We start from the raw sequence: 26,817 nt of genomic DNA, 5'->3' as shown, positions 1-26,817 counted from the left end.
TCTCTGCCGTTAGCGCTCCACTGTTTCCATGACGAACGCTTCAATAATGTCGAGTTCCTTAACATCATTATAGCCATCAAGGGTAATACCGCATTCGTAACCTTGGGCAACTTCTTTTGCGTCGTCCTTAAAGCGTTTCAGTGAGTCGATTTTACCTTCAAAAATGACGATGCCATCACGAATCAGGCGTGCTTCTGCTGAACGGGTAATTTTACCGGATGTCACCATACAACCAGCGATCGTACCGACTTTAGTAACTTTGAATACGTTACGTACTTCAGCATGCCCAATCACATTTTCTTTATATTCAGGATCCAGCATGCCCTTCATGGCTTGCTCTATTTCTTCAATGACATTGTAAATGACACGGTGTAGACGAATATCCACTTTTTCAGCTTCCGCTGTAGATTTCGCCTGGTTATCCGGACGAACATTAAAACCAATGACAATAGCATTGGAAGCTGCTGCCAAAATAATATCGGATTCGGTGATTGCTCCTGCACCACTGTGAAGAATTTTAACGCGCACACCTTCGACTTCAATCTTGTTCAAGGAACCTTTCAACGCTTCGACGGAACCTTGTACGTCACCTTTAATAATGACGTTCAGATCCTTCATTTCGCCATCCTTGATGTGTTGGAACAGGTCATCCAGTGTTACACGGGTATTACTGCCCAGATCAGATTGGCGTTGCGTGATCGCACGTCTATCAGCAATAGCACGAGCTTTGCGCTCATCCTCAAACACCATGAATGGATCGCCAGCAAGTGGAACTTCTGTCAAACCAGTAATTTCAACTGGAGTGGAAGGACCTGCTTCCTTAAGACGACGACCTTTATCGTTGACCATGGCACGCACACGTCCGAAGCAGTTACCCGCTACGAAAGCATCGCCGACTTTCAGTGTACCGTTCTGAACGAGGATACGGGCTACAGAACCGCGACCTTTATCCAGTTCTGCCTCGATGATGGTACCACGTGCCCGTTTGTTCGGGTTCGCTTTGTACTCATTCACTTCAGCTACGAGCAGAATCATCTCGAGCAGGTCTTCCAGACCCATTCTTTGTTTCGCGGAAACGTTGACGAAAATTGTATCGCCGCCCCACTCTTCAGGTACCAATTCATATTCAGTGAGTTCTTGCTTCACTTTATCCGGGTTGGCATCCGGTTTGTCGATCTTGTTCACAGCTACGATAATGGGCAGACCTGCCGCCTTCGCATGGTTAATAGCTTCGACCGTCTGTGGCATAACACCGTCGTCAGCTGCAACCACGATAATCGTCATATCTGTCACTTGGGCACCACGTGCACGCATAGCAGTAAAGGCTTCGTGACCCGGTGTATCCAGGAAAGTGATTTTTTTGCTGTTAATTTCAACTTGGTATGCACCAATATGCTGTGTAATACCGCCAGCTTCGCCACCGGTTACATTAGTTGAGCGAATGGCATCCAGCAAAGTTGTTTTACCGTGATCGACGTGACCCATAATCGTTACAACCGGTGGACGTGTTTTGAGATCCGCAGGATCATCATTTTCTTCCACGGTTTCAAAACGATCTTCTTCGACAGGAATTTTCACTTCTACCTCGACACCAAAGTCTCCGGCAAGCAAGAGGATGGTATCCATATCCAGTTCCTGGTTGATGGTCGCCATTGTTCCGAGCACAATCAGCTTTTTGATGACTTCTGACGCATCCTTATGAAGAAGCTTGGCTGTTTCGCCTACGGTCATCTCACCACGCACAATAATTTTCTTAGGCGTGTTGTCGATTTTCTCGCGACGCTCCTGTTGTTGACCTTTACCACGATTGTTAAATTTCCCGCCACGATTGCTGCCGCCGCGATTATTGCCTCCACGACCACCGTTACCACCGCGTCCGCCGCCTTGACGGTTATCGTCAAAACGTCCTTGACCGGAACGGTTACCACCGTTGCTGGAGTTACTACCTGTACGGTTGCCACCACTACGGTTCGCATTGTTGCTACCTGTGGAGGATGATGTTCTTACAGCCGTACCACCCTGACTACTTCCCTGAGGGCGTGAGTTAGTGCTTTGGTTACCTTGAGGACGCGAACCTGTGTTACCGCCGGGACGCTGTTGTCCTCCCTGTTGTTGACCATTACTGCGGTTCTGTGTACTTTGCTGACCAGTGGGTCTGCTAGTACTTTGTTGACTGCGGTTTTGACCGCCCTGCTGACTGCTTTGCGCTTTTGGAGCGCTACTTCGGTTACTGTTTTGGTTGTTGTTTGTCCTATTCATACTTACCTGCTTTTCCTGTTGATTTTTGGTTTGCTCAGTTGAATGATTACTATTCTGGCTTGAACCGGCCTGATTCGAGCTTACTTGCGCCGTACCTGCTCCGCCTTGCTTGGCCGCAGCATTGGATTTAATATTCTTAAAAAAACTTTCCACTTTACCTACGGCATCATGTTCCATGACGCTCATATGGTTGTTCACGGGAATATCCAGCCGTTTAAGAATGGTGATAATTTCTTTGCTGCTCATGTTCAACGATTTGGCATATTCGTATACCCGCACTTTGTCTTTGCTTTCTTGTTTACTCAATATACTCCACCTCCGACATTATCCCCGCATGTTTCTTGATCAATTTCGCGAATCCTTGATCCGTCACAGCCAGCACAACCCGTTCAGGTTTGCCGATACTGCTTCCCAAGCTTTCCCGGTCAAATCCTATCAATAAGGGGATTTTGTACGTCCCGCATTTGTCGCGGAATTTCTTTTGAGTATTCATTGAAGCATCTTTCGCAAGAATGACCAGCTTGGCTTCTGAAGACCTGATCGCTTTAAAAACGATCTCATCACCTGTTAGCAGCTTGCCAGCTCTCATGGCAAGACCCAATCCAGACAGCGCCTTATTCATCCTGCACGCTGCCTTGTGCCGCCAGGAATTCTTCCTCGACGGCAGCAAAATCACGACTTAGCTGCTCATAAATATCAGGATGAACCGAGTGCTTCAATGCTCGATCCAGTGCCTTGCTCTTTTGAGCCAGCTTGAAGCAGGCGGCTTTGCCGCACAAGTAAGCGCCGCGTCCCGACTTTTTGCCAGTCAAGTCAATCAACACTTCGTCTTCAGGGGTTTTGACGACACGGATCAACTGCTTCTTTGGCATCATTTCATGACAGGCCACACATTTGCGCAAAGGTATCTTTCTCTGTTTCATGCATTAACCCCCCTACACTCCGCTTAATCTACAGAAACGGAATCCTGATGCATTTCATCGGTGGATGTTCTCGGTCTGCCGAGTTCTTCCTCCGCCTGTGTTTCACTCTTAATATCAATTTTCCAGCCCGTAAGCTTAGCAGCAAGGCGAGCATTTTGCCCTTTGATACCAATAGCAAGAGAAAGCTGATAATCAGGCACAATAACACGCGCCATTTTCTCTTCTTCAAATACTTGCACTTCGAGCACCTTGGATGGACTCAGCGCATTAGCCACGTATTCATCAACATTATCCGAATAACGTACAATGTCAATTTTTTCGCCACGCAGCTCATTTACAATGGTCTGTACACGTGTACCTCTAGGACCCACACAAGAGCCGACCGGATCAACCTCGGCGTTACGGGAATGAACCGCGATTTTAGAACGGAAGCCTGCTTCACGCGCTACGGAACGAATCTCTACAACACCATCAAAAATTTCAGGCACTTCGAGTTCGAACAAACGCTTAAGCAGACCCGGATGTGATCGGGACAGCATAATTTGCGGTCCTTTGGTTGTGTTTTCTACCTTAGTGATATAAGCCTTAATTCGATCCAGATGGCTAAATTTCTCATTAGGCATCAATTCACCTAACGGGAGAACCGCTTCCACCTTACCAAGATCAATATAAATATTACGTGGGTCTTGGCGCTGTACAGTTCCTGTTACAATATCCTCTTCCTTGTCCACAAACTTGTTGTAGATCAGTCCCCGTTCCGCTTCGCGGATACGCTGGGTCACGACCTGCTTCGCAGTTTGTGCAGCAATCCGTCCAAAATCACGTGGTGTGACTTCAATTTCAGCAATATCTTCCAACTGAAAATGCGGGTTAATCTCACGGGCCGCAGGCAACGAAATCTCGGTGCGAGGATCCAATACCTCCTCAACGATCAGCTTGCGGGCATATACCTTAATGACTCCCGAGTTGCGGTTCATATCAACACGCACGTTTTGTGCGGTGTTGAAATTCCGTTTGTAACTGGAAATCAAGGCTGCTTCAATGGCCTCAAACAGCACATCCTTGCTGATCCCCTTTTCTCTTTCCAACTCGTTCATTGCTTCAATAAAATCCATACTCATGGATTACTGCTCCCCCTTTCAAATGATGCACCTGCGTACTGGTCGGCACACGAGGCAAAAAACATGTAGTACATGTCAAACAGCAACAGTCAAATCTGAATTAAAATATGATCGCGAGCCTTGCACCAGCTACCTTGTCATAAGGTATAACATGCTTCTTTTGTCCGCTTTGAACGGTGAGTTCCCCATCTTCAAAAGAAAGCAAACGACCTTCGAATTCCTTCAGGCCGTTGATCGGCTCGTATGTAGTAACGAATACGTTTTTGCCTACCGCTTTAGTAACGTCCTCCGCTTTTTTTAGCGGTCTTTCGGCGCCTGGTGAAGACACTTCCAGAAAATATGCTGTAGAAACAGGGTCATTTTCATCCAACTTTTGACCCAGATATTCACTGATCATACTGCAGTCGTCCAGATCAATTCCTCCGTCTTTGTCCACAAAAACGCGAAGAAACCAATTGCTGCCCTCTTTGACATACTCGACATCGACCAGTTCAAAACCATGCTCATCGAGGTAAGGTTGGGCCATTTCTTCTACTACTGATTTGATCTTTGGTGTGCTCAAAGATTATAACCTCCAAAAGTGAACTTTCCTGTGGTGAAAAAAAGACGCCCTATTACCATGGACAATGCTTCTCCATCACCGGCATTTTCATTTTCATTTGATGTAATGTTCATTTCGGGCTCACTGCAAATAAACCGGCGTACCGGTTTCGTGCCCAAAAATAACCTTTTCACGTTGTAACTGTATATCAAACAGTAAAGAGTGGGTTTCCCCACTCTTTTAGCAACGGTTTTATCTCCATGATTACCAAAAAAATTATAACATAACCATAGTTATGTGACAAGTGCCAGAGCTTGACTACTGTAGTTCGGATTAAAACAGAGACAGCTGATTACTCTCTGGCAAACCTCGAAAGCATCCCAACTGGGATAGCATTTCGACAATGGTTTTACTTGCCTTCGATTTTTGTTGAAAATCCTCGACAGACAAAAATTCACCCTGTTCACGGGAGGCTGCGATGTTACGTGCTGCATTGTCTCCAATTCCCTGAAGAGCTCCGAATGGCGGAATGAGTGAATCTCCATCGACCTTGAAGCGTGTAGCTTCGGAACGGTACAAATCAATGGATTTAAAACTAAACCCGCGAGCCGTCATTTCCAGAGCCATTTCTAGGATCGGAAGCATCCCTTTTTCTTTGGGCGGTGCCTGAAAGCCAAGCTGCTCGATTTCGACAATCTTCCGCGCGATTGCATCATATCCCTGACAGCACAGCTCAATATCAAAATCAGCTGCACGTACTGAAAAGTAAGTCGCATAATATTCAATCGGATGATACAGCTTAAAGTACGCTGTGCGCACTGCTGAAATAACATAGGCTGCAGCATGCGCCTTCGGAAACATGTACTGGATTTTCAGACAAGAATCAATGTACCACTGTGGCACTTTGCATTTTTTCATTTCCTCAATCCATTCAGCACTAAGCCCCTTACCTTTACGTACGCTCTCCGTAATTTTAAAGGCCAGACCTGCGTCCATCCCTGCCTTGTAAATCAGAAACAGCATAATATCGTCACGGCAACCAATTACAGTCTTGATGTTGCAGGTATTATTCTTAATCAGTTCCTGTGCATTCCCCAGCCATACGCCCGTGCCGTGAGACAGTCCGGATATTTGCAGTAAATCAGCAAAAGAACTTGGCTGCGACTCTACTAGCATTTGGCGTACAAACTTCGTCCCCATCTCTGGTACACCATAGGTTGCTACAGGCGTGCGGATTTGCTGGGGGGTTACACCGAGCGCCTCCGTGGAGTTGAACATGCTCATCACTTTAGGATCATTCATTGGAATGGTCGTAGGATCGACACCGGTCAAATCCTGAAGCATTCTCATCATAGTCGGATCATCATGACCCAGAATATCGAGTTTGAGTAAATTCGCATCAAAAGCGTGATAATCAAAATGCGTTGTTTTCCATTCCGAGCTTGTATCATCGGCGGGATACTGTACCGGCGTAATATCCTCGACCTCAATATAATCGGGAACAACGACAATTCCGCCTGGATGTTGCCCTGTACTACGTTTGACCCCTGTACAGCCCGAAGCCAGCCTGTTCAGCTCAGCCCCACGCCATTTTTTATGATGCGCCTCTTCATATTTCTTTGCAAAGCCAAAGGCAGTTTTTTCGGCAACTGTACCTATGGTTCCAGCACGGAATACACTTTTCTCACCAAACAGTACTTTCGTATAGTTATGTGCGACAGGCTGATATTCGCCAGAGAAGTTCAAGTCAATATCGGGAACTTTATCTCCCTTAAACCCAAGAAACGTTTCAAACGGAATATCCTGTCCCTCACCCTTCAATTTGCCACCACAGTTCGGACAGTTTTTGTCTGGCAAGTCAAATCCACTCGGCACACTACCGTCCAAAATCCATTCGCTATGTCTGCATTCAGGATTACCACAAATATAATGTGCAGGCAGTGGATTAACCTCGGAAATTCCGAGAAAGGTAGCGACCACAGAAGATCCAACAGAACCCCGTGAACCTACCAGATATCCATCCTTATTAGACTTTTTAACCAGACGCTCGGAAATGAGATAATTGGCAGAGAAACCGTATTTAATAATCGGCTCCAGTTCTTTTTCAAGGCGGGCTACAACCACCTCGGGCAATTCCTCACCATAGATGGATTTAGCCGTCTCGTAGCAAGTGTTGCGGATTTCCTCGTCCGCCCCATCCAGCAAAGGTGTAAACAGCTTGTCAGGGAACAACTCCAGCTCCTCAAACCGATCCGCCAGCTCAATGGTATTCTTCACAACGACTTCATAGGCTTTCTCCTCGCCCAAAAACTCGAATTCTGCCAGCATTTCGTCTGTGGTGCGTAAATGCGCATCTGGCTTACGAATATCTTTTAGCGGGCTAAATCCCGTAATGCCGTGTATCGTAATATCACGGTACAGCTTATCGCGAGTTTCCAAATAGTGAACATTACCTGTGGCAATTACGGGCTTATCAAGTCGCCGACCAATTTCGCATACTTTGCGTATCGCCGTTTTCAGAGCATCAGGCCCACTTACCAATTGCTTTTCCACTAGATGCATATACATTGTCAAAGGCTGAATCTCCAACACATCATAAAACTGTGCAATTTCCTCGGCCTCTTCCTCGGACTTGTTCAACACAGCCTCGAAGAACTCTCCTTTTTCGCAGCCAGAAATAATAAGCAACCCGTCTCTCATTTCTGACAATTTTGATTTAGGAATACAAGGCACACGCTTGAAATATTCGGTATGAGACATCGAAACCAGCTTGTACAGATTTTTTTTACCAATCGGGTTGAGGGCATAAATACAGCAGTGAAAAGGACGAACGGTCGATAAATCCTTACCCACATAATCATTCAGACGATCGAGCATTTTTAAACCCTTAATTTGTTCCGCATCATTCAGCAAGCCATTCAGCACTTCAGTCAGTGCGACTGTATCGTCAATGGCCCGGTGATGGCTTTCGAGCGCCACTTTATATTTGGTCGTCAGCGTATTCAGACGGTGGTTTTTCATCGTTGGAAACAGTAAACGAGCCAGTTCGAGCGTATCCAGTACCGGATTGGTCATTTCAGGCAAGCCCATATTTCGAAGGGTGGCCTGGATAAAGCCGACATCAAATCGCGCATTATGGGCAACCAATACAGCATCGCCAGCAAAAGCTACAAACTCCTTCATAACAGGTTCTACATCCGGCGCATCCTTGACCATTTCATCGTTAATGTTGGTCAGTTGTTGGATATTGTAGGGTATACGCTCATGCGGATTGACAAAGGTAGCATAACGATCAACTTCTTTGCCATCATGCATTTTTACAGCCGCAATCTCAATAATTTTATTCTGTGTAACCGATAAACCGGTGGTTTCAATATCAAAAACGACATAAGTCGCTGTTTTCAAATTTAATGGTTGTGCCTGCATTACAACCTCAACGGCATCATTAACCACGTTAGCCTCAATACCGTAGATCATTTTAATTCCGTTTTTCTTTGCTGCTTTTGCTGCGTCAGGATAGCATTGCACACCACCGTGATCGGTGACCGCAATCGCTTTGTGCCCCCATTTGGCGGCTGTTTTGACGTATTGATCAATCGAGGCGACAGCATCCATTGCACTCATCTTTGTGTGTAGATGGAACTCAACCCGTTTTTCCTCTGCCTTATCCTTACGTGTGGGTGGAGCCTGTACTTCAACTAGATCGGAAGGAATCATAACCAGCTCGGGAATTTGCATAAAACGATCATATTCAACTCGCCCCCGCACTTTGACCCATTTCCCGTTAGCCAACAAACTGAGGATCTTCAGATCTTCTTTAGTTTTAGCAAACATTTTCATTTGCAGGGAATCACTAAAGTCGGTCAAATAATACGTAAACAACGTACTGCCATTGCGCAATTCTTTACTATCCAAACCGAAGATTGTCCCTTGTAAGGTGACTTTCTTTTCTTCGTCCTGAATATCTTGCATCGGAACAGCCGGTTCTTTGATGTCATAACCAAATTGAAGCCGTACGTCTCCTTCTTCTTCGTCCAAAGACGGCATTTCGGATTCCATACTTTCCATCATCTGCTGAATAACTTCGCGTTCTTCCTGCATCTTCTTCTCTTGGAATTGCTGTAGTGCCTCCTGGTTACTTTCACCCACCTGGACTTTAATGCGCATAGAGAGCCCGAAATATTTATTGTAAAATTTGATGATAGCTTGATCTATCTGCTTTTTACGCGCCAGTTCCAATGACATACTGTCGCTCATCGTTAGCAATAATAGACCGTCTTCCCACTCATGCACAGCCCGATTCAACCAACCGTTAACAGAAGGAATCTCACGATGTACCCACTCTAGAAAAAGTTTCCAGTATTCACTAATGATATCACCCGGCTGAATCTGCTCACTATACTGAAAACGGAACGTAATTTTTGCGATGTGACTCATTTTTTCCTGTACTTGAATACAGAACGTACGATACACCTGAGCGGGGACCAGTGTCTCCTTGGCAATAGTGATATTCCAATCCTTATTGGTACGGCTAATCTCCACTTGATCAATCCAACCGTCCAAAAAATAAGGTTCAACCACTCCCGTCGGCATCACAACCTGCTTCATCAGCAGTTCCAGCCGCTTTCTCTTTTCTTCAGCTCCGCCCATGGCTCTCCCCCCAATTTCAAATCTACCATTCTGAAAACATGAAAAGCTTCTGCGTCAAAAACATCTCCGACCGCAAAAGCTTTTCGTAACCCTCTTTAATCCTCCTCACAACGACATAGATCCTTCGGAACATTGTCCGGTAACAGCTACCCTGTCGGCGAAGAGAATGAAGTGAGTATAGTGGTATTGCCCTACTTCTATATTAGTACGCCCGTGCGAACACTACTGTATGCTTGGCAGGTTTGCCACAGCACAAACATGTGGACTTTTGCTCGGTTGTTTTAAACGGTATATTACGGCTTGTAGCACCTGTCACTTCTTTAACTTTGTCTTCACATTCTTCAGATCCGCACCAACCTGCCAAAGTAAAACCGCGTTTTTCCTCCATGAGAGTCTTCATTTCGTCCAACGTATCGACAGAATAGAAATTTTCTTCCATGAAATTTTTCGCACGATCAAACATCTCCTGCTGTACCTGTGCGAGCATCGCGTGTACTTCCTCAACCAGATTATCCTGCTGCACGATTTTTTTCTCACCGCTGATACGGGATACGAGCACACAGACGCCGTTTTCCATATCACGAGGCCCGATTTCCATACGAACCGGCACACCGCGCATTTCATATTCATTAAATTTCCAGCCTGGGCTTACATCACTGCGGTCGTCCATTTTAACACGCACTCCCGCTTGTTTCAACTCAGCAAATAGTTCATCTGCACGAGCGATAACGGCATCACGCTTCTTAGGTGGCCCAATTGGAACCATAATAACCTGCGTAGGCGCAACTTTAGGAGGCAATGCCAGACCACGGTCATCTCCATGGACCATAATCAGTGCGCCGATCAAACGTGTACTTGTTCCCCATGAAGTCGTATGCGCGAATTCCAGATTGTTTTCACGACTCAAATATTTAATGTCAAATGCAACGGCAAAATTAGTCCCCATGTAGTGGGAAGTCCCAGCTTGTACCGCCCGTCCATCCTTCATCATCGCTTCTAGTGAAAATGTATCCTTCGCACCTGCAAACTTTTCAGAAGGTGTTTTCTGTCCAGTAATAACCGGAATAGCTAGAACTTCCTCAATAACCTCACGGTATACTTCCAGCATTTTCATCGTTTCTTCACGTGCTTCTTCTTCTGTTTCATGGGCCGTGTGACCTTCTTGCCACAAAAATTCACTTGTGCGCAAGAAAGGCAGCGTGCGTTTTTCCCAACGCACTACGTTAGCCCATTGGTTAATAAGCACCGGCAGATCACGATAGGATTGAATCCATTTGGAGTACATATGGCCTATCATGGTTTCCGAAGTCGGACGTATTGCAAGACGCTCTTCCAGCTTTTCTCCACCAGCCTCGGTTACCCAAGGTAGTTCAGGATTAAACCCTTCAACATGCTCTTTTTCCTTTTGAAAAAAGCTTTCGGGAATGAACATTGGGAAATAGGCATTACGGTGGCCTGTTTCTCTGAAACGCACGTCCATGGCTTCCTTGATATGCTCCCAAATTTCAAAACCATCGGGTCGGAATACAATACATCCGCGAACAGGGGAATAATCCATCAGTTCTGCTTTTTTAATAACATCAATATACCATCGGGAAAAATCTTCGCTCTGCGGCGTAATTTCCTCGACAAACTGTTTATCATTCGACATAGAAATGCATGTCCTCCCATACAGACCGTTTTTATATAAGTCCGTCTCTAATTAACCATTAATTAAGCGTAAAATATCGTTATACGTGACCGCAATCATAAGCAGGAATAGCATAGCAAAACCAACGAAATGGACCATTCCTTCCCTGCTCGGATCAACGGGACGTCCTCTTACCGCCTCCACACCAAGGAAAACAAGTCTGCTTCCATCCAGCGCCGGAATAGGCAATAAATTAAATATCCCCAGATAAAGACTCATTATAGCAGTCCAATACGTCAACTGCTCAATCCCCTGCTTGGCAATTTGCCCCGTCACTTCAAAAGTACGTACCGGGCCTCCCAGGTCGTTGATAGAAAAACGTTGAATGAGCTGGCTAAATCCTTGGAAAATAATATCGGTCGTTCTGACCATGGATTGTCCGGCAAATTTGAACGTTTCACCCACACCTGCTTGGCGTTTTGGAAGTTCAGGCACAATGCCCACCTTGCCACCCTTTTGTCCTTCCATTGCACGAGGTGTAATAGTAAGATCAAAGGTCTTATTATCACGGCGAACCGTCCACTTCATCGGCTTGTCTTGAGAATCCGCAATCAGTTTGATCATGTTTTCAACATTTGCACCAATGGCTATTCCATTCACCGATTCGATGATATCTCCCTTATGCAAATCAGCTTCAGCAGCGGGCATACCTGCTGTAATTTCACTAATTTGGACATAGGTCGGGTTGTCCACTTGTATGCCGACCATCTGAATATGAAGACCAAACAGAATAAAGGCAAGTATAAAATTCATCAGTGGTCCAGCAAAAATAGCCATCGCACGCTGTCCTACTGTTTTACTCCCATACTGCCGATCCTTTGGTGCAATCTGAATGGATTGTCCTTTGGTTACCATCATCGCTTGCGGGTGTACTGTGTATTGCTGATCTTCGCCATCTACATCCAATTTTAAAGTTAACGACTGTTCCAGATCAATATCCAACACTTCGCCGCGTACCACATTCTTGCGATTATCCAGTTGATCTAGATAGATGGTTTTAACGACGTCATCCGTTACGCGTACAGCAATCGTTTGTCCGGTCTCAATTTCATTGATCTCCGGATCCTCTCCCGCCATGCGGGCAAAGCCACCAAACGGCAACAAACGCAGCGTAAATCGCGTCTCGTTTCTTTTATAAGAAAACAGTTTCGGACCGAAACCGATCGCAAACTCACGTACCAGAATCCCGGCGCGCTTGGCAAAATAATAATGCCCCCATTCATGCACCGTCACTATGACGAAAAACATGAGCACCGTCATCAACACTATTTGAATCGTTTCCAATCGTTTCCGTTCCCCTTTCAATGAGATCGAGTTTGTCTTCCTAGATTATCATTATTCTCCAATCCCGCACAAGAGAATCACATTTCATTTCTAACCCAACATTAGCCTACAACCCCGCAGCTATGCTACGAGTCTCTCCGTCACAGGCTTCAATCGCAGAAAGATCAGGATTAGCCACATTGACATGCCGCTCCAGCACACGTTCAATAATAGCTTCAATATGCAGAAAAGAAATTTCTCCACGCAGGAAACGGGCAACAGCAATCTCATTAGCTGCATTAAATGCGGTCGGTGCTGTACCACCCATTTTACCACATTCGAAGGCAAGCCTTAAACAAGGAAAACGATTATAATCCATTTCCTTAAAATGGAGTCTACCCACTTCAGCCAGTGACAACGGCTTCGCCGGGGACTTCATACGCTCAGGGTAAGTCAACGCATATTGAATGGGTACTCTCATGTCCGGATTCCCAAGTTGAGCAACAATGCTTGTATCCTGAAACTCAACATAGGAATGAATAATGCTTTCCGGATGAAGCAACACATGAATCTGCTCATAATCAAGTCCGAATAGCCAATGCGCCTCAATGACTTCCAGCCCCTTGTTTACCATCGTTGCTGAATCAATCGTAATTTTGGCCCCCATTGACCAATTGGGATGCTTGAGTGCATCTTCCACGGTAACTTCACGCAACTGTTCTCTTGTCAAATCTCGAAAAGAACCCCCTGATGCTGTGAGGGTAATATGTGCCACATCTTTCATACGCTCACCATTCAAGCATTGGAAAATAGCTGAATGCTCACTGTCAATCGGCAGCAACGGCACTCCTTTCGCCCGAGCCCGCGCTGTGACCAGATGACCAGCAGTAACCAGTGTTTCCTTATTGGCCAAACCGATCTGTTTTCCAGCCTCAATCGCGGCCAGCGTGGAGTGCAATCCGACACTGCCCATTACAGCCGTCACAACCATATCCGCCTCTGTGTTCGCAGCAAGCTCAACGAGTCCTTCATTTCCCCAATACAGTTCCATTCCAGAAGGCAGTAAAGGACGAATTTCATCTGCCAACTGCCGAGTACCTACAGACACCTTTTTGGGTTTATAGAGATGCGCCTGCTCAGCAAGTAACTTTATATTAGAACCACCTGCTAAAGCCTCAACAGTAAACTGATCCGGGTGCATGGACACTACATCCAGCGTTTGAGTTCCAATAGATCCGGTTGAACCAAGTACCGTAATTCTTTTCATGATGCACCTTCCTATCCTGAAAATCACTTTTAGCCAGGAGCTCATTGTTTGTTATTCAGGCAGCTATGCTACTGGTTCCATCCTTCTAATAACGCAGAGTGAGCAACATAGAGATTAAGCCTGAGCATAAACTGTAATCAACAGACTCATGGAAGCAGCATCAGCATATGTACAAATGGAAAAACGACAATCCAGCTGTCGCAGCGGTCTAGTATACCACCGTGCCCTGGCAGCAGATTACCGGAATCTTTAATGCCGTACACTCGTTTGTATGCAGATTGTACCAAATCGCCCAGTTGTCCCACAACTGCACATGACAAACCGATGCCGATGGCTTTGCCCCATGGCAGCAGTCCACCTGACAATCCAGCGAATACTAGAGCTATAACCAACGCTAAAACAATGCCGCCAATGGATCCTTCGACCGTTTTGTTTGGACTAATCGCAGGCCATAGTTTCGTCTTCCCTGCCATTTTGCCTACAAAATATGCCCCTGCATCACTTGCCCAAATACAAGCCAACAATAAAAAAGTCCATAACAGTCCATGTTCCATATGACGTGATTCCGCTATATACGAAAATCCAAACCCTATATAAACGGTACCAAGGAATAGTATAGCTACCGTTTGAATCGGGATTTTATTTTTCGTTCCTACCGTGATGATCATAAAAGCTATCATTACCAGCCAAAGCATACTGGCAATGGGTAAGGGTGAGTGCAAACCAAAAGGTTCATATGGAAATACAAAAGCAAATATGCTTACGTATCCAAGTATTGCTGTACCTCCAAAAGGAGATACCTGCGTCATTCGTGCGAACTCATAAAATCCGATTAGGGCCATCGCCAATATAAGCAAATGGTAGGCCAAGCCGCCCCACAGGACCATCGCCAAAAAGAATATGCCTGCCAGAATACCGGTAATTAATCTCTGTCTCAACGGCTTTCATCCTCCATTTACTTCAGTCCGCCATACCGCCGTGTTCTTTGCTGATATTCGATCACTGCTTCGTATAAGTGTTCTTTCTTAAACTCAGGCCAATAAATATCAGTAAACCACAACTCACTGTAGGCAAGCTGCCAGAGCATAAAATTACTAAGTCTAAGCTCACCGCTTGTTCGAATCAGTAAATCAGGGTCTGGCATACCACTAGAAAGCAACGTATTACCGATCAGCTCAGATGTTATATCTTCTGTTTTAAGCTTCCCATCCGCAATTTGACGGCCCAATGTTTGCATGCATTCTGTGATTTCCAACCGACTTCCATAATTCAATGCAAAATTAAGAACAAGTCCGGTATTATTTTCAGTTCGTCGAGTCGCTTCAGTCAGCGCCTCAACGGTATGGGAAGGTAAATGTTCCTTGTTTCCCATCATACGCACCTGCACATTTTTTTCAATCAGCTCATCCAGCTCAATAGCCAGAAATTCCTGCGGTAAGCGCATTAGAAAATCAACTTCGTCCTTTGGACGCGTCCAATTTTCAGTTGAAAATGCAAACAAAGTCAAATACTTAATACCCAGTTCATCCGCCGCAATTGCTGTGCGTTTCACTGCCTTCATTCCATTTTGGTGCCCTACAATCCGCGGCATTCCAATCCGTTTGGCCCATCTGCCGTTCCCATCCATGATGACAGCAACATGCTGCGGAATATTGTCTTTTGAAATGGCCGGTGTTTGCTGTTTTTGTTCCCCGTTCCACCAAGACCGAACCCGTTTGATCATTCCAGTTCCTCCAGCATTCTCTGAAAATGTGCCTCAGGCTTGAAAAGAGACAAACCCCACCGTAAGGGAGGGGCTGCCAATCTTTTAAACTTCCATAATTTCTTTTTCTTTTGCAGCTAAAACTTTATCCACTTCAGCAATAAATTTATCAGTTGTTTTCTGGATATCTTCCTGATATTTACGAGATTCGTCCTCGGAAATATCACTTTTCTCCATTTTTTTGATGTCATCATTTGCATCACGACGAATGTTACGAATAGCGACCTTCGCTTCTTCACCGTTCTTTTTCGTCAACTTCACCAAGTCAGTTCTGCGCTCCTCCGTCAAAGCAGGAATGCTCAGACGAATGGTGTTGCCATCATTCGAAGGTGTCAAACCTAAATCGGATTTTTGTATAGCGCGCTCGATATCGGCCAAGGAAGATTTGTCCCAAGGCTGAATCATCAAGGTCCGGCTGTCAGGTGTATTGACATTCGCCAGCTGGTTGACTGGAGTCATTGCACCATAATACTCTACCTGCACACGGTCCAGTAAAGCTGGTGTCGCCCGTCCTGCACGCAAAGATGCAAGATCACGTTGCAATGCTTGGATTGCTTTTTGCATGCGCTCCTCAGCACTCTTTTTCACAGATTGTGGCATTAATTTACACTCCCTTTGACGATCGTACCAATTTTTTCACCCAGCACGACACGTTTAATGTTACCTTGCTCTGTAATAGCAAAGACAATCAACGGAATATTGTTATCCATGCACAACGAGGAAGCAGTAGAATCCATGACACCGAGATTTTTGTTGAGCACATCCAAATACGTAAGCTGCTCATATTTCTCAGCTGTGCTATCTTTAAACGGATCAGCAGAATATACGCCATCCACTTTATTTTTAGCCATCAGAATCACTTCCGCTTCAATCTCAGCGGCACGCAGTGCAGCTGTAGTATCAGTCGAGAAGAACGGATTACCTGTACCTGCTGCAAAAATTACAACCCGACCTTTTTCCAAATGACGGATAGCTCTACGGCGGATGTATGGTTCTGCAATCTGTTGCATCGCAATGGATGTTTGTACACGCGTAGGTACTTCAATCTGTTCCAAAGCATCCTGTAAGGCCAGTGAGTTCATCACTGTTGCCAGCATACCCATGTAATCTGCCGTGGCCCGGTCAATTCCGTTGGCACTTCCAGCAATACCACGCCAGATGTTACCGCCACCACACACGATAGCAACTTCTACTCCCAGTTCCACCACATCTTTGACTTGTTCAGCAATGGACGCAATCGTATCCGCATCAATACCGTAACCGTTAGGGCCTGACAGCGATTCACCACTAACTTTCAGGACAACACGCTTAAACACAGGTTTTTCCAAATGATCACCCTCCAATATCATTTATACTTTATGTAACAGGATAGGTGTCCTGTTGCAAGAAAAGGAACACTGATGTGTTCCATTTCCGTTTTTTTCATATGCAATTACCGTTCGTTGGTAATTATTGTTTCACTTGAGACATAACTTCTTCGTAGAAGTTGTCTTCTTTTTTCTCCAAACCTTCACCCAGTTCAAAACGAACAAAGCGACGCAGGGAGATGTTTTCGCCAATTGTACTGATTTTTTCGTTGATAAGCGTGGAGATTGTTTTGTCCGGATCTTTGATGAAAGATTGCTCCAGCAAACAGAACTCTTCATAGAACTTACCAATGCGGCCTTCAACCATTTTCTCAACGATTTTCTCTGGTTTACCTTCGTTCAGAGCTTGTGCTTTCAGGATTTCTTTTTCTTTTTCGATTTCTTCCTGTGGCACTTCTTCACGACGGACATAACGAGGGTTCGATGCAGCGATATGCATTGCAATGTCGCGTACAAAATCTCTGAACTGGTCTGTTTTAGCTACGAAGTCTGTTTCGCAGTTTACTTCTACCAGTACGCCGATACGGCCGCCAGCATGAATGTAGGATTCAACAACACCTTCAGTAGCAATACGACCTGCTTTGTTGGCTGCAGCTGCAAGTCCTTTTTCGCGCAGAACTTCAACCGCTTTTGTCAAATCACCGTTTGCTTCTTCAAGCGCTTTTTTACAATCTAGCATTCCTGCGCCTGTTTTTTCACGAAGCTCTTTTACTGCGCTAGCATTAACTGCCATATTATTTCCCTCCAAATTTGATTTTCAGTGGTATACCGTGCTTTATTCCTTAAAAAAAGGGTAGTGAGAGGTTATACACCTGCCAACCACCCTTTTCATTTAATTCATATAGGTATTTCCTAATGGAAATATTATGCTGTAGTTTCTTCGCCTTGGTTTGCTTCCATAACTGCATCAGCCATTTTACCTGTCAGCAATTTAACAGCGCGGATTGCGTCGTCATTACCTGGGATAACATAGTCGATTTCGTCTGGATCGCAGTTTGTATCAACGATACCTACGATTGGGATACCCAATTTGCGAGCTTCAGCAACCGCGATACGTTCTTTACGTGGATCAATGATGAACAGAGCACTTGGAAGGCCCTTCATGTTTTTGATACCGCCCAAGAATTTTTCAAGACGATCTTTTTCTTTGCGAAGAATGATAACTTCTTTTTTAGGAAGAACTGCGAATGTACCATCTTCTTCCCAAGCTTCCAGTTGTTTCAAACGGTCAATACGTTTTTGAATCGTTTGGAAGTTAGTCAGCGTACCACCCAACCAACGTTGGTTAATGTAGAATTGACCAGCGCGTGCTGCTTCTTCTTTAACGGAATCTTGTGCTTGTTTCTTCGTGCCTACGAACAGAATTGTACCATTCTCAGCTGCAATGCTTTTTACGAAGTTGTAAGCTTCCTCAACCTTTTTCACTGTCTTTTGCAAGTCAATGATGTAAATACCGTTTCTTTCAGTGAAGATATAACGATCCATTTTCGGGTTCCAGCGACGTGTTTGGTGACCAAAGTGAACCCCAGCTTCCAAAAGCTGTTTCATGGAGATTACTGCCATCTTCACGCACCTCCTAAGTTTGGTTTTTTGTGTGTCCTCCGCCGACATCATTTTTCATAAAGACTTTCCATTAGAAAGCACCCTTTATAAAATTAACCGACGTGCGTTTTTAACACCGTCAATTAATATACCATAACACTTGCATCGTTGCAACCAACTTTTCGACAATAGTTGGAACAACGCAAGATGTGACGTTTTACGCCTCTCATCGAACTTGTCAGCAAGAATAAAAGCCGCCCACTTCCCAGTCTGGTCAGTTGGACGGCTTTTTCGTAATTTTAGTAATGATAGAACTGAAATCCTCACCCTTAGCAAACTGATAGGTACCAGTACGAATTTTGGTATTGATTTTTTGAGCCTTAGCTGCTGCCTCAAATGCACTAGCATCAGATACGACCCCTGCCCGTTGCAATCCTGATGCCACACTTCTCAAATTGCTTCCCGATGCAATGCTATACTGCACTTGTGGGGTGGCAGGCTGCTTGGGGATATTGGGAGTCGTTGTAGTGCCAGCTCTTTGAGTTTGCGGCTTATTCGGACTTTGTGGAACCGATGTGCTAGTCGAAGGTTTAGACGTAGCCGAGGATGTGCTGTTTGCAGGTGCCTTTGGTGTTGAAGGCGTTTGAGCTGGTTTAGCCTTTTGGGGTGCAACCGGATTTTTGTTGCCTTCCTTAATCACCTTATTACGCCATTCCTCTTCTGTCATTTTCGGATCAGAACTGTCATTAATCTGAAGACTTAATTCGGCTGCTGCCTTTTCTAACTGCTCTCGCGTCATGTCTTTCGGGTCTATTGAAGATTGCTGCGATTGTCCCTGACCGATCATTGCCAGTTGCAACAGCAATGCCCCCGTTATCAGACCAGTACCCATGCCTAGCATAAATGAACGGTTTTTGATCACGTTACATCCTCCCGCTCCGCGAGTTGCAATATGAGCTGTACTTCACCCCGTTGAATGCCTGATTGCTTGGCTATATAGTCCACCGACTTGCCTTGCTCATGCAGCGCAAACAACTCTTGATAACGATCACGGATGGACTCTGCTTCCTGCTCAGTTTCAGGGTCTTGTAATACCGTCTGCTCCTCCATAGTTATGAGGGGAGCTTCTGAACCAAAGTAGCCTTCCTGCACAGACATTCCAGGTTGCGGACTTTGAAATTGACCGTATGCAACCGCTGCCTGATGAGAAGTAGCTGTATGTTGTATTTCCTTAGATACAGGCTCGGTTTGCATAGAGACAGTCGCAAACATAGCCTGACGCTCAAGCTCCACGATACGGCTCCGAAGCTCAGCTAATTGCTCCTGTAATGCCGCCTGTTTAACTGTATGCTCTTGCTTCATACCCGAAACGAGCTCAATCAACTCGTCATTATCGTTTTCAATATCGGCCATATATTGCTCCAATGTGGCCTCGACCTTTTGGACGACGGCCTCTTCTGTTCCCCGGCTTGGCTGACGCTTAGGCAGAAGCCAGGCGTAGACAACAGCTGCGGCGCCCAGCAGAACAATATAAATCCATGGTTGATCCACTGCCCATCGTCTCCTTTAATAACGCTTCTCCACCTGTCGGATCAGAGCGAAAAATCAATATGGTGTCCCTTGAACGGATGCTCTGCCGGATGCTCCTTAGGTAGCTCAGACTCATCTGAGCGAGAGCGGCTCTGCTGGGAAGAATCTCTGCTCTGCCCTCCTGTTTGCCGCTCACCGACGAATGTTTCCGCAGACTGGTCTACGGCACTGCTTCGCTGACGCATGTTTTCCGTCTCCAACGCGGCCTTTTGTCCAAGCAATGCTTGATCATTCATCGGCCGCTGCTGGGACTCACTTTGGTATTTTCCTGCTTCGCTGGTGCGAGGTACGGCAATTTGCAATTCAACAGCCTTCAAGCTCATTGGACCACACCCTTTCCGATTGGGCATCCGTTCTGTCTTCCAAGGAATACAATGTTGAATGTTGTTTTTCAGTGTGCCGAATTACACGTAGGAGGACATGCTGATGTCTCCTTCGTGATAATAAAACGCCATTCTTTCCACTGAATCTTTAATGAATTTTGTATATCTGCCGATAACTATTTTAGAGCCACCGTAAATTACATTTTTCACTTCTACCCGTGCGCGGCTTGTATCCTCTAATGTTCGTTCAATTTCAAGCATTCTGGACTTGGTTTCCAAAAGCTCCTGTTCATTAGACTTTTTAGTAGATGTCAGCTTGATTCGCATAGCCATTCTTTCAGGTGCAAGCTGTCCGGCGGCGGCAAGCTGATCCAATATGGTAAGAGCCTTATTCGTTTTATCCTGACTGTCTGTCTGCTGCTTCAAACGTGCGCGGAGTTCTGTCAGTTCATCGCGCAGTTCGGGAAGCACACCAACTTCGATAACAGTAGCTGTGGACATCGTATTACCGATGGTACGAGCCACTACCTTTTTACCAGCTTGTACACTGCCACCTACGATAAGCCCTTTGGTCCCCTCACAGAGTACATTTACACTCGCTTTAATCTGGGAATGCATGATGCTCTGGGATACAAGTATATCGCCTCCGGCAATCACGTTACCATCTTGTATGAATGAGCATTTGACATTTTGTGCAGCTTTCACGAACCCCTTATGGTATCCGATAATACCGCCACTGATTTCCACTGAACCTTCCGCCTCAATTTCAGCGCCTTCCACACCACCGATGACACGAATGTCGCCAGCCGCCCGAACACGAAAACCAGTCAAGACATTCCCACGAATGACGACGGTTCCAACAAAATCAATGTTACCGACACTATAATCGACGTCCCCGTTCACTTCATATACAGGGAATACATTAAGTTTGCCCTTTTCAGTCGTAGTCACCAGTCCGTCAATAGCCGCATACATCGCAACACCTTCTGGATGGATCACTACATTTTTTCCGACTTTAAAACGCGCCTCTTTACCTGGAAGAAAAGGAATTTCCTCTCCGGTTACAGCAATCCCCGGTACACCCGGCACAGGATCAACCCGTTCGGCAATCAGTTGACCACGTTTTACATTTCTTAAACGAGTTAATTCTTTATAATCCACCCGTCCATCCACGGTTTCAAGCGGCTTATGTGCATCTTCGCCAGTCACAATATCAGCCAGATTAATTTTTCCGTCTGTGCCATGGATCGGCTGCTTTCCCTGAGCAATCAGTAATTTTCCGAAGAAATGATCTTCCGGACTTGCCGCAAATACACGAATTGCATCGGTCATTAAACCGTAGGATATTTTTTGGTTGCTTAGAAAACGCTCTAATTCTTCCACAGAACAGGCAAAGCCTTCTTCACGTTTGGCAAACTCCAAGTAGGCGGTTTGTTTGTCAGGTGAGACAACCACTTTTAAAAACTGGTCCAAAGCATATTGCTTCTCCACAAGGGTGCTCCTTCCGTCTAACTGTTACTGTAACCTCCCGTACGTTAATCTTTACGCATTAGCAAATCCCGTTGTTTGTCCAATGTCGCTCTCAGACGTAATATTGCTTTGGAATGCAACTGTGAAATTCGCGATGGAGATAGCGACATGACCTCAGCGATTTCACTGAGTGACAAATCCTCGTAATACAATAAAGAAACAACGATACGTTCTTTTTCAGTCAATTTATCAATGCCTTGTGCAAGGGCATCACGAAGTGTAAATTCATTGACCTTATGATCCGGATTTTTCGCCTTCTCGTCCACCAAAAGGGAAAGCCGTGTTTCCGATTCCTCTTCGCGGATCGGGTCCTCCAGTGAGACAATCGACATAACGGCGACCTCCTGGATCATATTTTGAAACTCTTTCTCAGAAACGTCCAAATAATGACTCATCTCTTCGTCGCTTACCGTGCGTAGATATCTTTGTTCCAAATGCTGGTAGGCATCCTCGATTTTTTTCGCTTTTTCCCTAACTGAACGAGGAACCCAATCCCCTTGACGAAGACCATCCAAAATCGCTCCACGAACACGCCAAGAAGCATAGGTCTCAAACTGCAAACCACGCTCATAGTCAAATTTCTCTAAAGCGTCAATCAAACCCATAACGCCATTACTCGCCAGATCATCCTTGGATACATTTTTAGGCAAGCCTACTGCAAGACGGCCTGACACATATTCCACAATATGGAGATACTTTTCAATTAACTGTTTTTTTGCTTCCTTGTCACCGTGTTCTTTCCATTGTTCCCATAGTTCGGAATGGTTTAAATGAGCGGCTTTTCGCTCGTTCATCGGCTTCACCCTCCTTATTTGTCTGTCAGGTGACGAACGGCCTTGGCCAATTCTTCAGGGTCCTTGTTGGAAACCAGCTTAGGTGGGTTTAAAGGTGCGAAACCATTATTCCCCTCGTCCGTCTGCTCTGGTTTCGGTTTCAGCAATTCATTCAGGTCTTCATTTTCGTCTGGTGTCGTCAGGTCCAGGTTCCCCCCTACGCCATCTACCTGAGAGCTTGCCCGGCTTTGGGCATTCCCCAGATCTGGCCGCGCCACAACACCTAGTGTCCAGCGCAGCACAAATGCAAGTAGGAACCAAAAAACGAAGGCGATCAAGCCACGAATTAAGCTCGTGGTCAGCAGATTGCTGCCAACGGACAACACAAAAGTCAGAATAAATCCGACTACTCCAGACCAAAGATTAATGCGTAAGCTGCCAAATAACATGTTTATAATTCCTTTACACCTTTTTGTACGCTTCGAATATTCAAAACGCCAGTTTCAGAGTCCAACTCAATCGTTCGTCCATAATTGCCACCTGTGTCCTCCGCAATCAAAGGAATGCCGAGATCTACGAGCATTTCCTTGCATGATTCTACATTACGTGGACCAATCCGCATGGTGTCTCCACTACCAGCAAAGGCGAACATCTGCGCTCCCCCTGCCATTTTGGCAATCAGCCTGCGTCGTTCAGCACCCAATTTCAGCATCCGCTCAAATAACTCGGGCAGCGCCGTATCGGCGTATTTAGCAATATTCAGTTGCCCTTCACGTGCAATATCCGAGGATGGTAGCATCACATGTGCCATACCTGCCAATTTCAAATGAGGATCGTAGAGAGTCAATCCGACGCAGGAGCCAAGTCCTGTCGTGCGAATCGAGTTCGGGTTACTGGTAACATTTAAGTCAGCCATACCGACTTTAATGATGCTTTTATCCTCAATCATCGTTCATCGGGACTCCTAACGACCTAAAGATTTTCCCGAACGATTCTGGATCAGGAATCAGGAAAAATTGACCCTCTATCTGATTCTGCCCTTCCAGAAACGATGTGTCAATCAATAATGCAGCATCCCCCATCTGCCCAAACTGCAGCAGTCCATAGCTGAGAATTGCTCCTGCCATGTCCAACGCCAGCGCAGGGACTGTTGGATACATAGATAAACGCGTAAAGTCTGCCAGCGAAGACAGGTATGAGCCCGCTAAAATGTTTCCGATCTCCGACAGGGCTGAGTGCTCCATTTCGTTAAAACTGTCCTCGTCATCTGAAGGAATATTCGCCAAACGGGAAAGTAAGCTTTTTGCCGCCTGAGGCTGCAATATGAAGAATAGATTCCCGGGGGCTTCCCCTTCTACCCTAAAAAATATTGCAACAACAAGTTGCTCATAGCCGCCGACTTTCTCGGCAATTTCCTCAAAGGGCAGCATTTGTACTTTGGGGACACCCATATCGACCGGTTTATTGAGAAGCCGGGAGAGCGCTGTAGCAGCGTTCCCCGAGCCAATGTTGCCGACTTCTTTCAACACATCCAACTTGAAGTCTTCAAGATTTCCGAGATTTTCCATATGTTAATCCTCTAAGCCTTCCAGTTGGTTCATCTCGCTACGATTCAGGACTTCGGACAAGTTCAGCATAATCAACAAGCGCTCTTCACCAATTTTAGCAACTCCGCGAAGGTATTTAGCCTTAACTCCGCCAATCACTTCCGGTGGTGTCTCGATATTGTCAGTATTCAGGTCAATAACGTCATTCGCTGAGTCAACGATAAAGCCGACTTGCATTTCACCCACTGCAACGATAATGATGCGAGTTTGATCGGTATATTCAGCTTCAGGCAATCCAAATCGGCCACGAAGATCAATAACCGGAATGACTACGCCTCTCATGTTGAATACGCCTTTAACAAAATCGTAGGTTCTTGGAACCCGTGTAATCGGCACCATGCGTTCAATAGATTGGACTTTTTCTACTTCAACACCGTATTCCTCTTCACCAAGCTTAAATACGATAACTTTAATTTCTTCTCCCATGTCTAAAAACCCTCCTTATTGATGTCAGCAACTTCACATTTCTTTCATTTCTGATGAAGACATTATTTAATGAAAACATTCGGGTCAATGATCAAAGCAACCTGACCGTCACCCAGAATCGTGGCGCCTGAAATTCCTTGGATGTTTGGAAGGTATTTGCCCAGATTTTTAAGGACAATTTCACTTTGCCCCAAAAAGTCCTGTACGGAAAGAGCTGCCAGACGGTCTCCCTTGCGGATGACCACGACCTCTGTCTCTTCTTCTTCATCTTCATTGAAGTCCGGTACCTCAAACAGCTGACTCAAGGAGATGAGCGGGATATGAGAATCGCGGAAAGCAATCATTTTATTGCCATGTACAGAACGAATTTGTGTCCGTTTGACGATCGCAGTTTCCACAATGGAGGACAATGGAATCGCATATTTTTCAGAACCGATCTGTATCATCATGGCTGCAATAATGGATAGGGTCAGCGGCAATTGCACAGAGAAATTAGTGCCTTGGCCCAGTGTAGAGTGAACCGTAACATTGCCACCCAAAGCGGTGATTTTGGATTTAACAACGTCCAAACCGACACCGCGTCCTGATACGTCTGAAATGACTGCAGCTGTGCTAAAGCCCGGAGCAAACAATACCTGATAGGCTTCCTCGTCGGTCATGACCGCTGCCTGCTCTGCCGTCAAAATCCCTTTAGAAATAGCACTGTTTAGTACCTTATCGCGATTAATACCATTTCCGTCATCTTCAATCTCGATGAATACGTTATTTCCGCTATGGAAAGCACGCAAGTTAACCGTTCCTGTCTCAGGTTTACCAGCTGCTATCCGATCGGCTACCGACTCAATGCCATGATCCACGGAGTTACGAAGCAAATGCACCAGAGGATCGCCAATTTCGTCGATAACAGTGCGGTCCATTTCAGTCTCTGCTCCAGTAATAACCAAATCAAGTTTTTTATCCAGCGATTTGGCCAGATCGCGCACCATACGCGGAAAACGATTGAAAACAGTATCTACTGGTACCATCCGCAATTTAAGAACGACGTTTTGCAAATCGCTGCTCACACGACTCATGTGCTCTACGGTTTCTGTCAGTGCTGGATTGGAAGCTTCACTTGCCAACTGCTCTAACCGCACACGGTCAATAAGCAACTCGCTAAATAAGTTCATAAGTACATCCAGACGTTCAATATCTACACGAATCGTACGGTTATGCGTAGGCGCAGCTGCCTTAGCTGCTGGCGCCTTACCTGCAGCTGGCTTAGCCACAGAGGCCGCAGCTGGAGACTGCGGCTGGGAAGGAGCAGGTGGTTGCACGGCAACAGGAGCTTCCTGTACTGCAGCAGTCTCAGCCAGTCCAGCAGTAACTTCGCTCATTTGTTTAAGCGATTCCTGATCTAGTTGTACCACTGAGACAGTCTCAATTTCAGAGATACCCGCGATTTCCTTTTCCAGCTCCCCAACTTCTTTCTGCGTTATGTAATATAACGAGAAGCTTTGCTCGAATTTCTCCTGCTCAATATCCTGTACCGACGGATAGGCCTTGACGATTTCACCAGAGTTTTCCAGCGTATTGAACACCATAAAAGCACGTGCCGCCTTCAACTGGCTCTCTGAGCTGATTGTTACCTGTATATAGTGAACACGATGTCCTTCAGAAATAGATTGCTCCAGTACAGAATACTGGAACTGATCCAAGACAAGCCCAGCACTATCGTTTTTGTCCACTTTTTTAGATGGAGACTCCTCAGTGGCAGCATTTGCGCCAGACTTTTGGAAATCCCCGCTCACGATGGATTGTAGTGAAGATACAATAGAGGAGACATCCGCTTTTCCGTCGCCTCCCTCTGTAATGTGCTGCACCATGGACTCCAAAGCATCCAATCCTTTAAATAAGGTATCGAATATAAATTCATGCATCGCCAGCTTGTTGTTACGTACCAGATCAAGAACGTTTTCCATTTGGTGAGTGAGCGATGCTAGGTCTTCAAACCCCATCGTAGCAGCCATTCCCTTGAGGGTATGGGCAGAACGGAAAATCACCTGAACGATGCCTAGATCGGTTGGATTGCTTTCCAGTTGAAGCATTTTTTCGTTAAGAGATTGCAGATGATCATTCGACTCATCAATAAACATGTTTAAATATTGGTTCATGTCCATTGTGAGACACCTCCTCCATGAGTT

At 45.6% G+C, this 26,817-nt stretch carries 25 protein-coding genes; all 25 read right to left on the bottom strand.

What is annotated here, in order from left to right; translation table 11 throughout:
• Positions 1 to 9 precede the first annotated feature (9 nt).
• Positions 10 to 2,565 (bottom strand): translation initiation factor IF-2, encoded by a 2,556-nt coding sequence (infB, locus tag ACUUJN_RS10220; protein WP_028542714.1) that lies wholly within the window; start codon positions 2,563 to 2,565, stop codon positions 10 to 12.
• Positions 2,558 to 2,881: a L7Ae/L30e/S12e/Gadd45 family ribosomal protein gene (locus tag ACUUJN_RS10215; protein WP_025720915.1), complete on the bottom strand. Its 324-nt coding sequence runs from the start codon at positions 2,879 to 2,881 to the stop codon at positions 2,558 to 2,560. Before ACUUJN_RS10215 ends, infB begins: the two co-directional genes overlap by 8 nt.
• Complete coding sequence (rnpM, locus tag ACUUJN_RS10210) at positions 2,874 to 3,182, bottom strand: RNase P modulator RnpM (RefSeq protein WP_007430067.1); 309 nt, start codon at positions 3,180 to 3,182, stop codon at positions 2,874 to 2,876. The genes ACUUJN_RS10215 and rnpM overlap by 8 nt, the downstream gene beginning before the upstream one ends.
• Before the next feature lie 23 nt (positions 3,183 to 3,205).
• On the bottom strand, positions 3,206 to 4,303 hold the full coding sequence (nusA, locus tag ACUUJN_RS10205) for a transcription termination factor NusA (protein ID WP_013309927.1): 1,098 nt from the start codon (positions 4,301 to 4,303) through the stop codon (positions 3,206 to 3,208).
• A gap of 100 nt (positions 4,304 to 4,403) precedes the next feature.
• Positions 4,404 to 4,865 carry a ribosome maturation factor RimP gene (gene rimP, locus ACUUJN_RS10200; RefSeq protein WP_013309926.1) on the bottom strand — a complete coding sequence of 154 codons (462 nt, stop codon included), beginning with the start codon at positions 4,863 to 4,865 and terminating at the stop codon, positions 4,404 to 4,406.
• Between the two features lie 312 nt (positions 4,866 to 5,177).
• Complete coding sequence (locus tag ACUUJN_RS10195; RefSeq protein WP_338533488.1) at positions 5,178 to 9,494, bottom strand: PolC-type DNA polymerase III; 4,317 nt, start codon at positions 9,492 to 9,494, stop codon at positions 5,178 to 5,180.
• A 202-nt stretch (positions 9,495 to 9,696) separates the two neighbouring features.
• Complete coding sequence (gene proS, locus ACUUJN_RS10190; RefSeq protein WP_013309924.1) at positions 9,697 to 11,145, bottom strand: proline--tRNA ligase; 1,449 nt, start codon at positions 11,143 to 11,145, stop codon at positions 9,697 to 9,699.
• 51 nt (positions 11,146 to 11,196) lie between these two features.
• Positions 11,197 to 12,468, bottom strand: coding sequence for an RIP metalloprotease RseP (rseP, locus tag ACUUJN_RS10185; protein WP_023988213.1), 1,272 nt, complete (start codon positions 12,466 to 12,468; stop codon positions 11,197 to 11,199).
• Positions 12,469 to 12,574: 106 nt separating this feature from the next.
• Positions 12,575 to 13,714 (bottom strand): 1-deoxy-D-xylulose-5-phosphate reductoisomerase, encoded by a 1,140-nt coding sequence (locus ACUUJN_RS10180; RefSeq protein WP_053325266.1) that lies wholly within the window; start codon positions 13,712 to 13,714, stop codon positions 12,575 to 12,577.
• Positions 13,715 to 13,860: 146 nt separating this feature from the next.
• Complete coding sequence (locus ACUUJN_RS10175; protein ID WP_053325265.1) at positions 13,861 to 14,652, bottom strand: phosphatidate cytidylyltransferase; 792 nt, start codon at positions 14,650 to 14,652, stop codon at positions 13,861 to 13,863.
• 17 nt (positions 14,653 to 14,669) lie between these two features.
• Positions 14,670 to 15,437, bottom strand: coding sequence for an undecaprenyl pyrophosphate synthase (gene uppS / locus ACUUJN_RS10170; RefSeq protein WP_023988210.1), 768 nt, complete (start codon positions 15,435 to 15,437; stop codon positions 14,670 to 14,672).
• Between the two features lie 84 nt (positions 15,438 to 15,521).
• Complete coding sequence (gene frr, locus ACUUJN_RS10165; protein WP_023988209.1) at positions 15,522 to 16,076, bottom strand: ribosome recycling factor; 555 nt, start codon at positions 16,074 to 16,076, stop codon at positions 15,522 to 15,524.
• Positions 16,076 to 16,804, bottom strand: a complete 729-nt coding sequence (gene pyrH, locus ACUUJN_RS10160) for a UMP kinase (RefSeq protein WP_013309918.1) — start codon at positions 16,802 to 16,804, stop codon at positions 16,076 to 16,078. The genes frr and pyrH overlap by 1 nt, the downstream gene beginning before the upstream one ends.
• A 121-nt stretch (positions 16,805 to 16,925) precedes the next feature.
• Positions 16,926 to 17,576 (bottom strand): translation elongation factor Ts, encoded by a 651-nt coding sequence (tsf, locus tag ACUUJN_RS10155; protein ID WP_013309917.1) that lies wholly within the window; start codon positions 17,574 to 17,576, stop codon positions 16,926 to 16,928.
• Between the two features lie 131 nt (positions 17,577 to 17,707).
• Positions 17,708 to 18,406 (bottom strand): 30S ribosomal protein S2, encoded by a 699-nt coding sequence (gene rpsB, locus ACUUJN_RS10150; protein WP_013309916.1) that lies wholly within the window; start codon positions 18,404 to 18,406, stop codon positions 17,708 to 17,710.
• Positions 18,407 to 18,659: 253 nt separating this feature from the next.
• A complete protein-coding gene (locus ACUUJN_RS10145; protein WP_484669552.1) occupies positions 18,660 to 19,307 on the bottom strand; it encodes an endolytic transglycosylase MltG in 648 nt (215 codons plus the stop codon).
• Complete coding sequence (locus ACUUJN_RS10140; RefSeq protein WP_279830921.1) at positions 19,304 to 19,936, bottom strand: hypothetical protein; 633 nt, start codon at positions 19,934 to 19,936, stop codon at positions 19,304 to 19,306. The genes ACUUJN_RS10145 and ACUUJN_RS10140 overlap by 4 nt, the downstream gene beginning before the upstream one ends.
• Positions 19,937 to 19,977: 41 nt before the next feature.
• Complete coding sequence (locus ACUUJN_RS10135) at positions 19,978 to 20,298, bottom strand: hypothetical protein (protein ID WP_023988206.1); 321 nt, start codon at positions 20,296 to 20,298, stop codon at positions 19,978 to 19,980.
• A gap of 81 nt (positions 20,299 to 20,379) precedes the next feature.
• Positions 20,380 to 21,789 carry a flagellar assembly protein A gene (locus ACUUJN_RS10130; RefSeq protein ID WP_023988205.1) on the bottom strand — a complete coding sequence of 470 codons (1,410 nt, stop codon included), beginning with the start codon at positions 21,787 to 21,789 and terminating at the stop codon, positions 20,380 to 20,382.
• 44 nt (positions 21,790 to 21,833) lie between these two features.
• Positions 21,834 to 22,622, bottom strand: coding sequence for a FliA/WhiG family RNA polymerase sigma factor (locus tag ACUUJN_RS10125; RefSeq protein WP_013309911.1), 789 nt, complete (start codon positions 22,620 to 22,622; stop codon positions 21,834 to 21,836).
• Between the two features lie 14 nt (positions 22,623 to 22,636).
• Positions 22,637 to 23,050 carry a hypothetical protein gene (locus tag ACUUJN_RS10120; RefSeq protein ID WP_013309910.1) on the bottom strand — a complete coding sequence of 138 codons (414 nt, stop codon included), beginning with the start codon at positions 23,048 to 23,050 and terminating at the stop codon, positions 22,637 to 22,639.
• A gap of 2 nt (positions 23,051 to 23,052) precedes the next feature.
• Positions 23,053 to 23,550: a chemotaxis protein CheD gene (locus ACUUJN_RS10115; RefSeq protein WP_010346358.1), complete on the bottom strand. Its 498-nt coding sequence runs from the start codon at positions 23,548 to 23,550 to the stop codon at positions 23,053 to 23,055.
• Positions 23,543 to 24,169 carry a chemotaxis protein CheC gene (locus tag ACUUJN_RS10110; protein WP_023988204.1) on the bottom strand — a complete coding sequence of 209 codons (627 nt, stop codon included), beginning with the start codon at positions 24,167 to 24,169 and terminating at the stop codon, positions 23,543 to 23,545. The genes ACUUJN_RS10115 and ACUUJN_RS10110 overlap by 8 nt, the downstream gene beginning before the upstream one ends.
• 3 nt (positions 24,170 to 24,172) lie before the next feature.
• Entirely contained in the window at positions 24,173 to 24,634 is a 462-nt protein-coding gene (locus ACUUJN_RS10105) for a chemotaxis protein CheW (protein ID WP_007430046.1), read from the bottom strand.
• 62 nt (positions 24,635 to 24,696) lie between these two features.
• A complete protein-coding gene (locus ACUUJN_RS10100; RefSeq protein WP_023988203.1) occupies positions 24,697 to 26,793 on the bottom strand; it encodes a chemotaxis protein CheA in 2,097 nt (698 codons plus the stop codon).
• Positions 26,794 to 26,817 lie beyond the last annotated feature (24 nt).

The organism is Paenibacillus sp. LRG-1 (genome assembly GCF_057220305.1).
Note: the sequence above shows the minus strand (reverse complement) of the source record. Positions and strands in the feature narration are given on the sequence as shown.

Bases quoted from the DNA above. Each gene is read 5' to 3' on its own strand.
- ACUUJN_RS10215 (WP_025720915.1), bottom strand. From the start codon at position 2,881: ATGAATAAGGCGCTGTCTGGATTGGGTCTTGCCATGAGAGCTGGCAAG.
- rnpM (WP_007430067.1), bottom strand. From the start codon at position 3,182: ATGAAACAGAGAAAGATACCTTTGCGCAAATGTGTGGCCTGTCATGAA.
- nusA (WP_013309927.1), bottom strand. From the start codon at position 4,303: ATGAGTATGGATTTTATTGAAGCAATGAACGAGTTGGAAAGAGAAAAG.
- ACUUJN_RS10195 (WP_338533488.1), bottom strand. From the start codon at position 9,494: ATGGGCGGAGCTGAAGAAAAGAGAAAGCGGCTGGAACTGCTGATGAAG.
- proS (WP_013309924.1), bottom strand. From the start codon at position 11,145: ATGTCGAATGATAAACAGTTTGTCGAGGAAATTACGCCGCAGAGCGAA.
- ACUUJN_RS10180 (WP_053325266.1), bottom strand. From the start codon at position 13,714: ATGAAAAGAATTACGGTACTTGGTTCAACCGGATCTATTGGAACTCAA.
- uppS (WP_023988210.1), bottom strand. From the start codon at position 15,437: ATGATCAAACGGGTTCGGTCTTGGTGGAACGGGGAACAAAAACAGCAA.
- frr (WP_023988209.1), bottom strand. From the start codon at position 16,076: ATGCCACAATCTGTGAAAAAGAGTGCTGAGGAGCGCATGCAAAAAGCA.
- tsf (WP_013309917.1), bottom strand. From the start codon at position 17,576: ATGGCAGTTAATGCTAGCGCAGTAAAAGAGCTTCGTGAAAAAACAGGC.
- rpsB (WP_013309916.1), bottom strand. From the start codon at position 18,406: ATGGCAGTAATCTCCATGAAACAGCTTTTGGAAGCTGGGGTTCACTTT.
- ACUUJN_RS10135 (WP_023988206.1), bottom strand. From the start codon at position 20,298: ATGAGCTTGAAGGCTGTTGAATTGCAAATTGCCGTACCTCGCACCAGC.
- ACUUJN_RS10125 (WP_013309911.1), bottom strand. From the start codon at position 22,622: ATGAACGAGCGAAAAGCCGCTCATTTAAACCATTCCGAACTATGGGAA.
- ACUUJN_RS10120 (WP_013309910.1), bottom strand. From the start codon at position 23,050: ATGTTATTTGGCAGCTTACGCATTAATCTTTGGTCTGGAGTAGTCGGA.
- ACUUJN_RS10115 (WP_010346358.1), bottom strand. From the start codon at position 23,550: ATGATTGAGGATAAAAGCATCATTAAAGTCGGTATGGCTGACTTAAAT.
- ACUUJN_RS10110 (WP_023988204.1), bottom strand. From the start codon at position 24,169: ATGGAAAATCTCGGAAATCTTGAAGACTTCAAGTTGGATGTGTTGAAA.
- ACUUJN_RS10105 (WP_007430046.1), bottom strand. From the start codon at position 24,634: ATGGGAGAAGAAATTAAAGTTATCGTATTTAAGCTTGGTGAAGAGGAA.
- ACUUJN_RS10100 (WP_023988203.1), bottom strand. From the start codon at position 26,793: ATGGACATGAACCAATATTTAAACATGTTTATTGATGAGTCGAATGAT.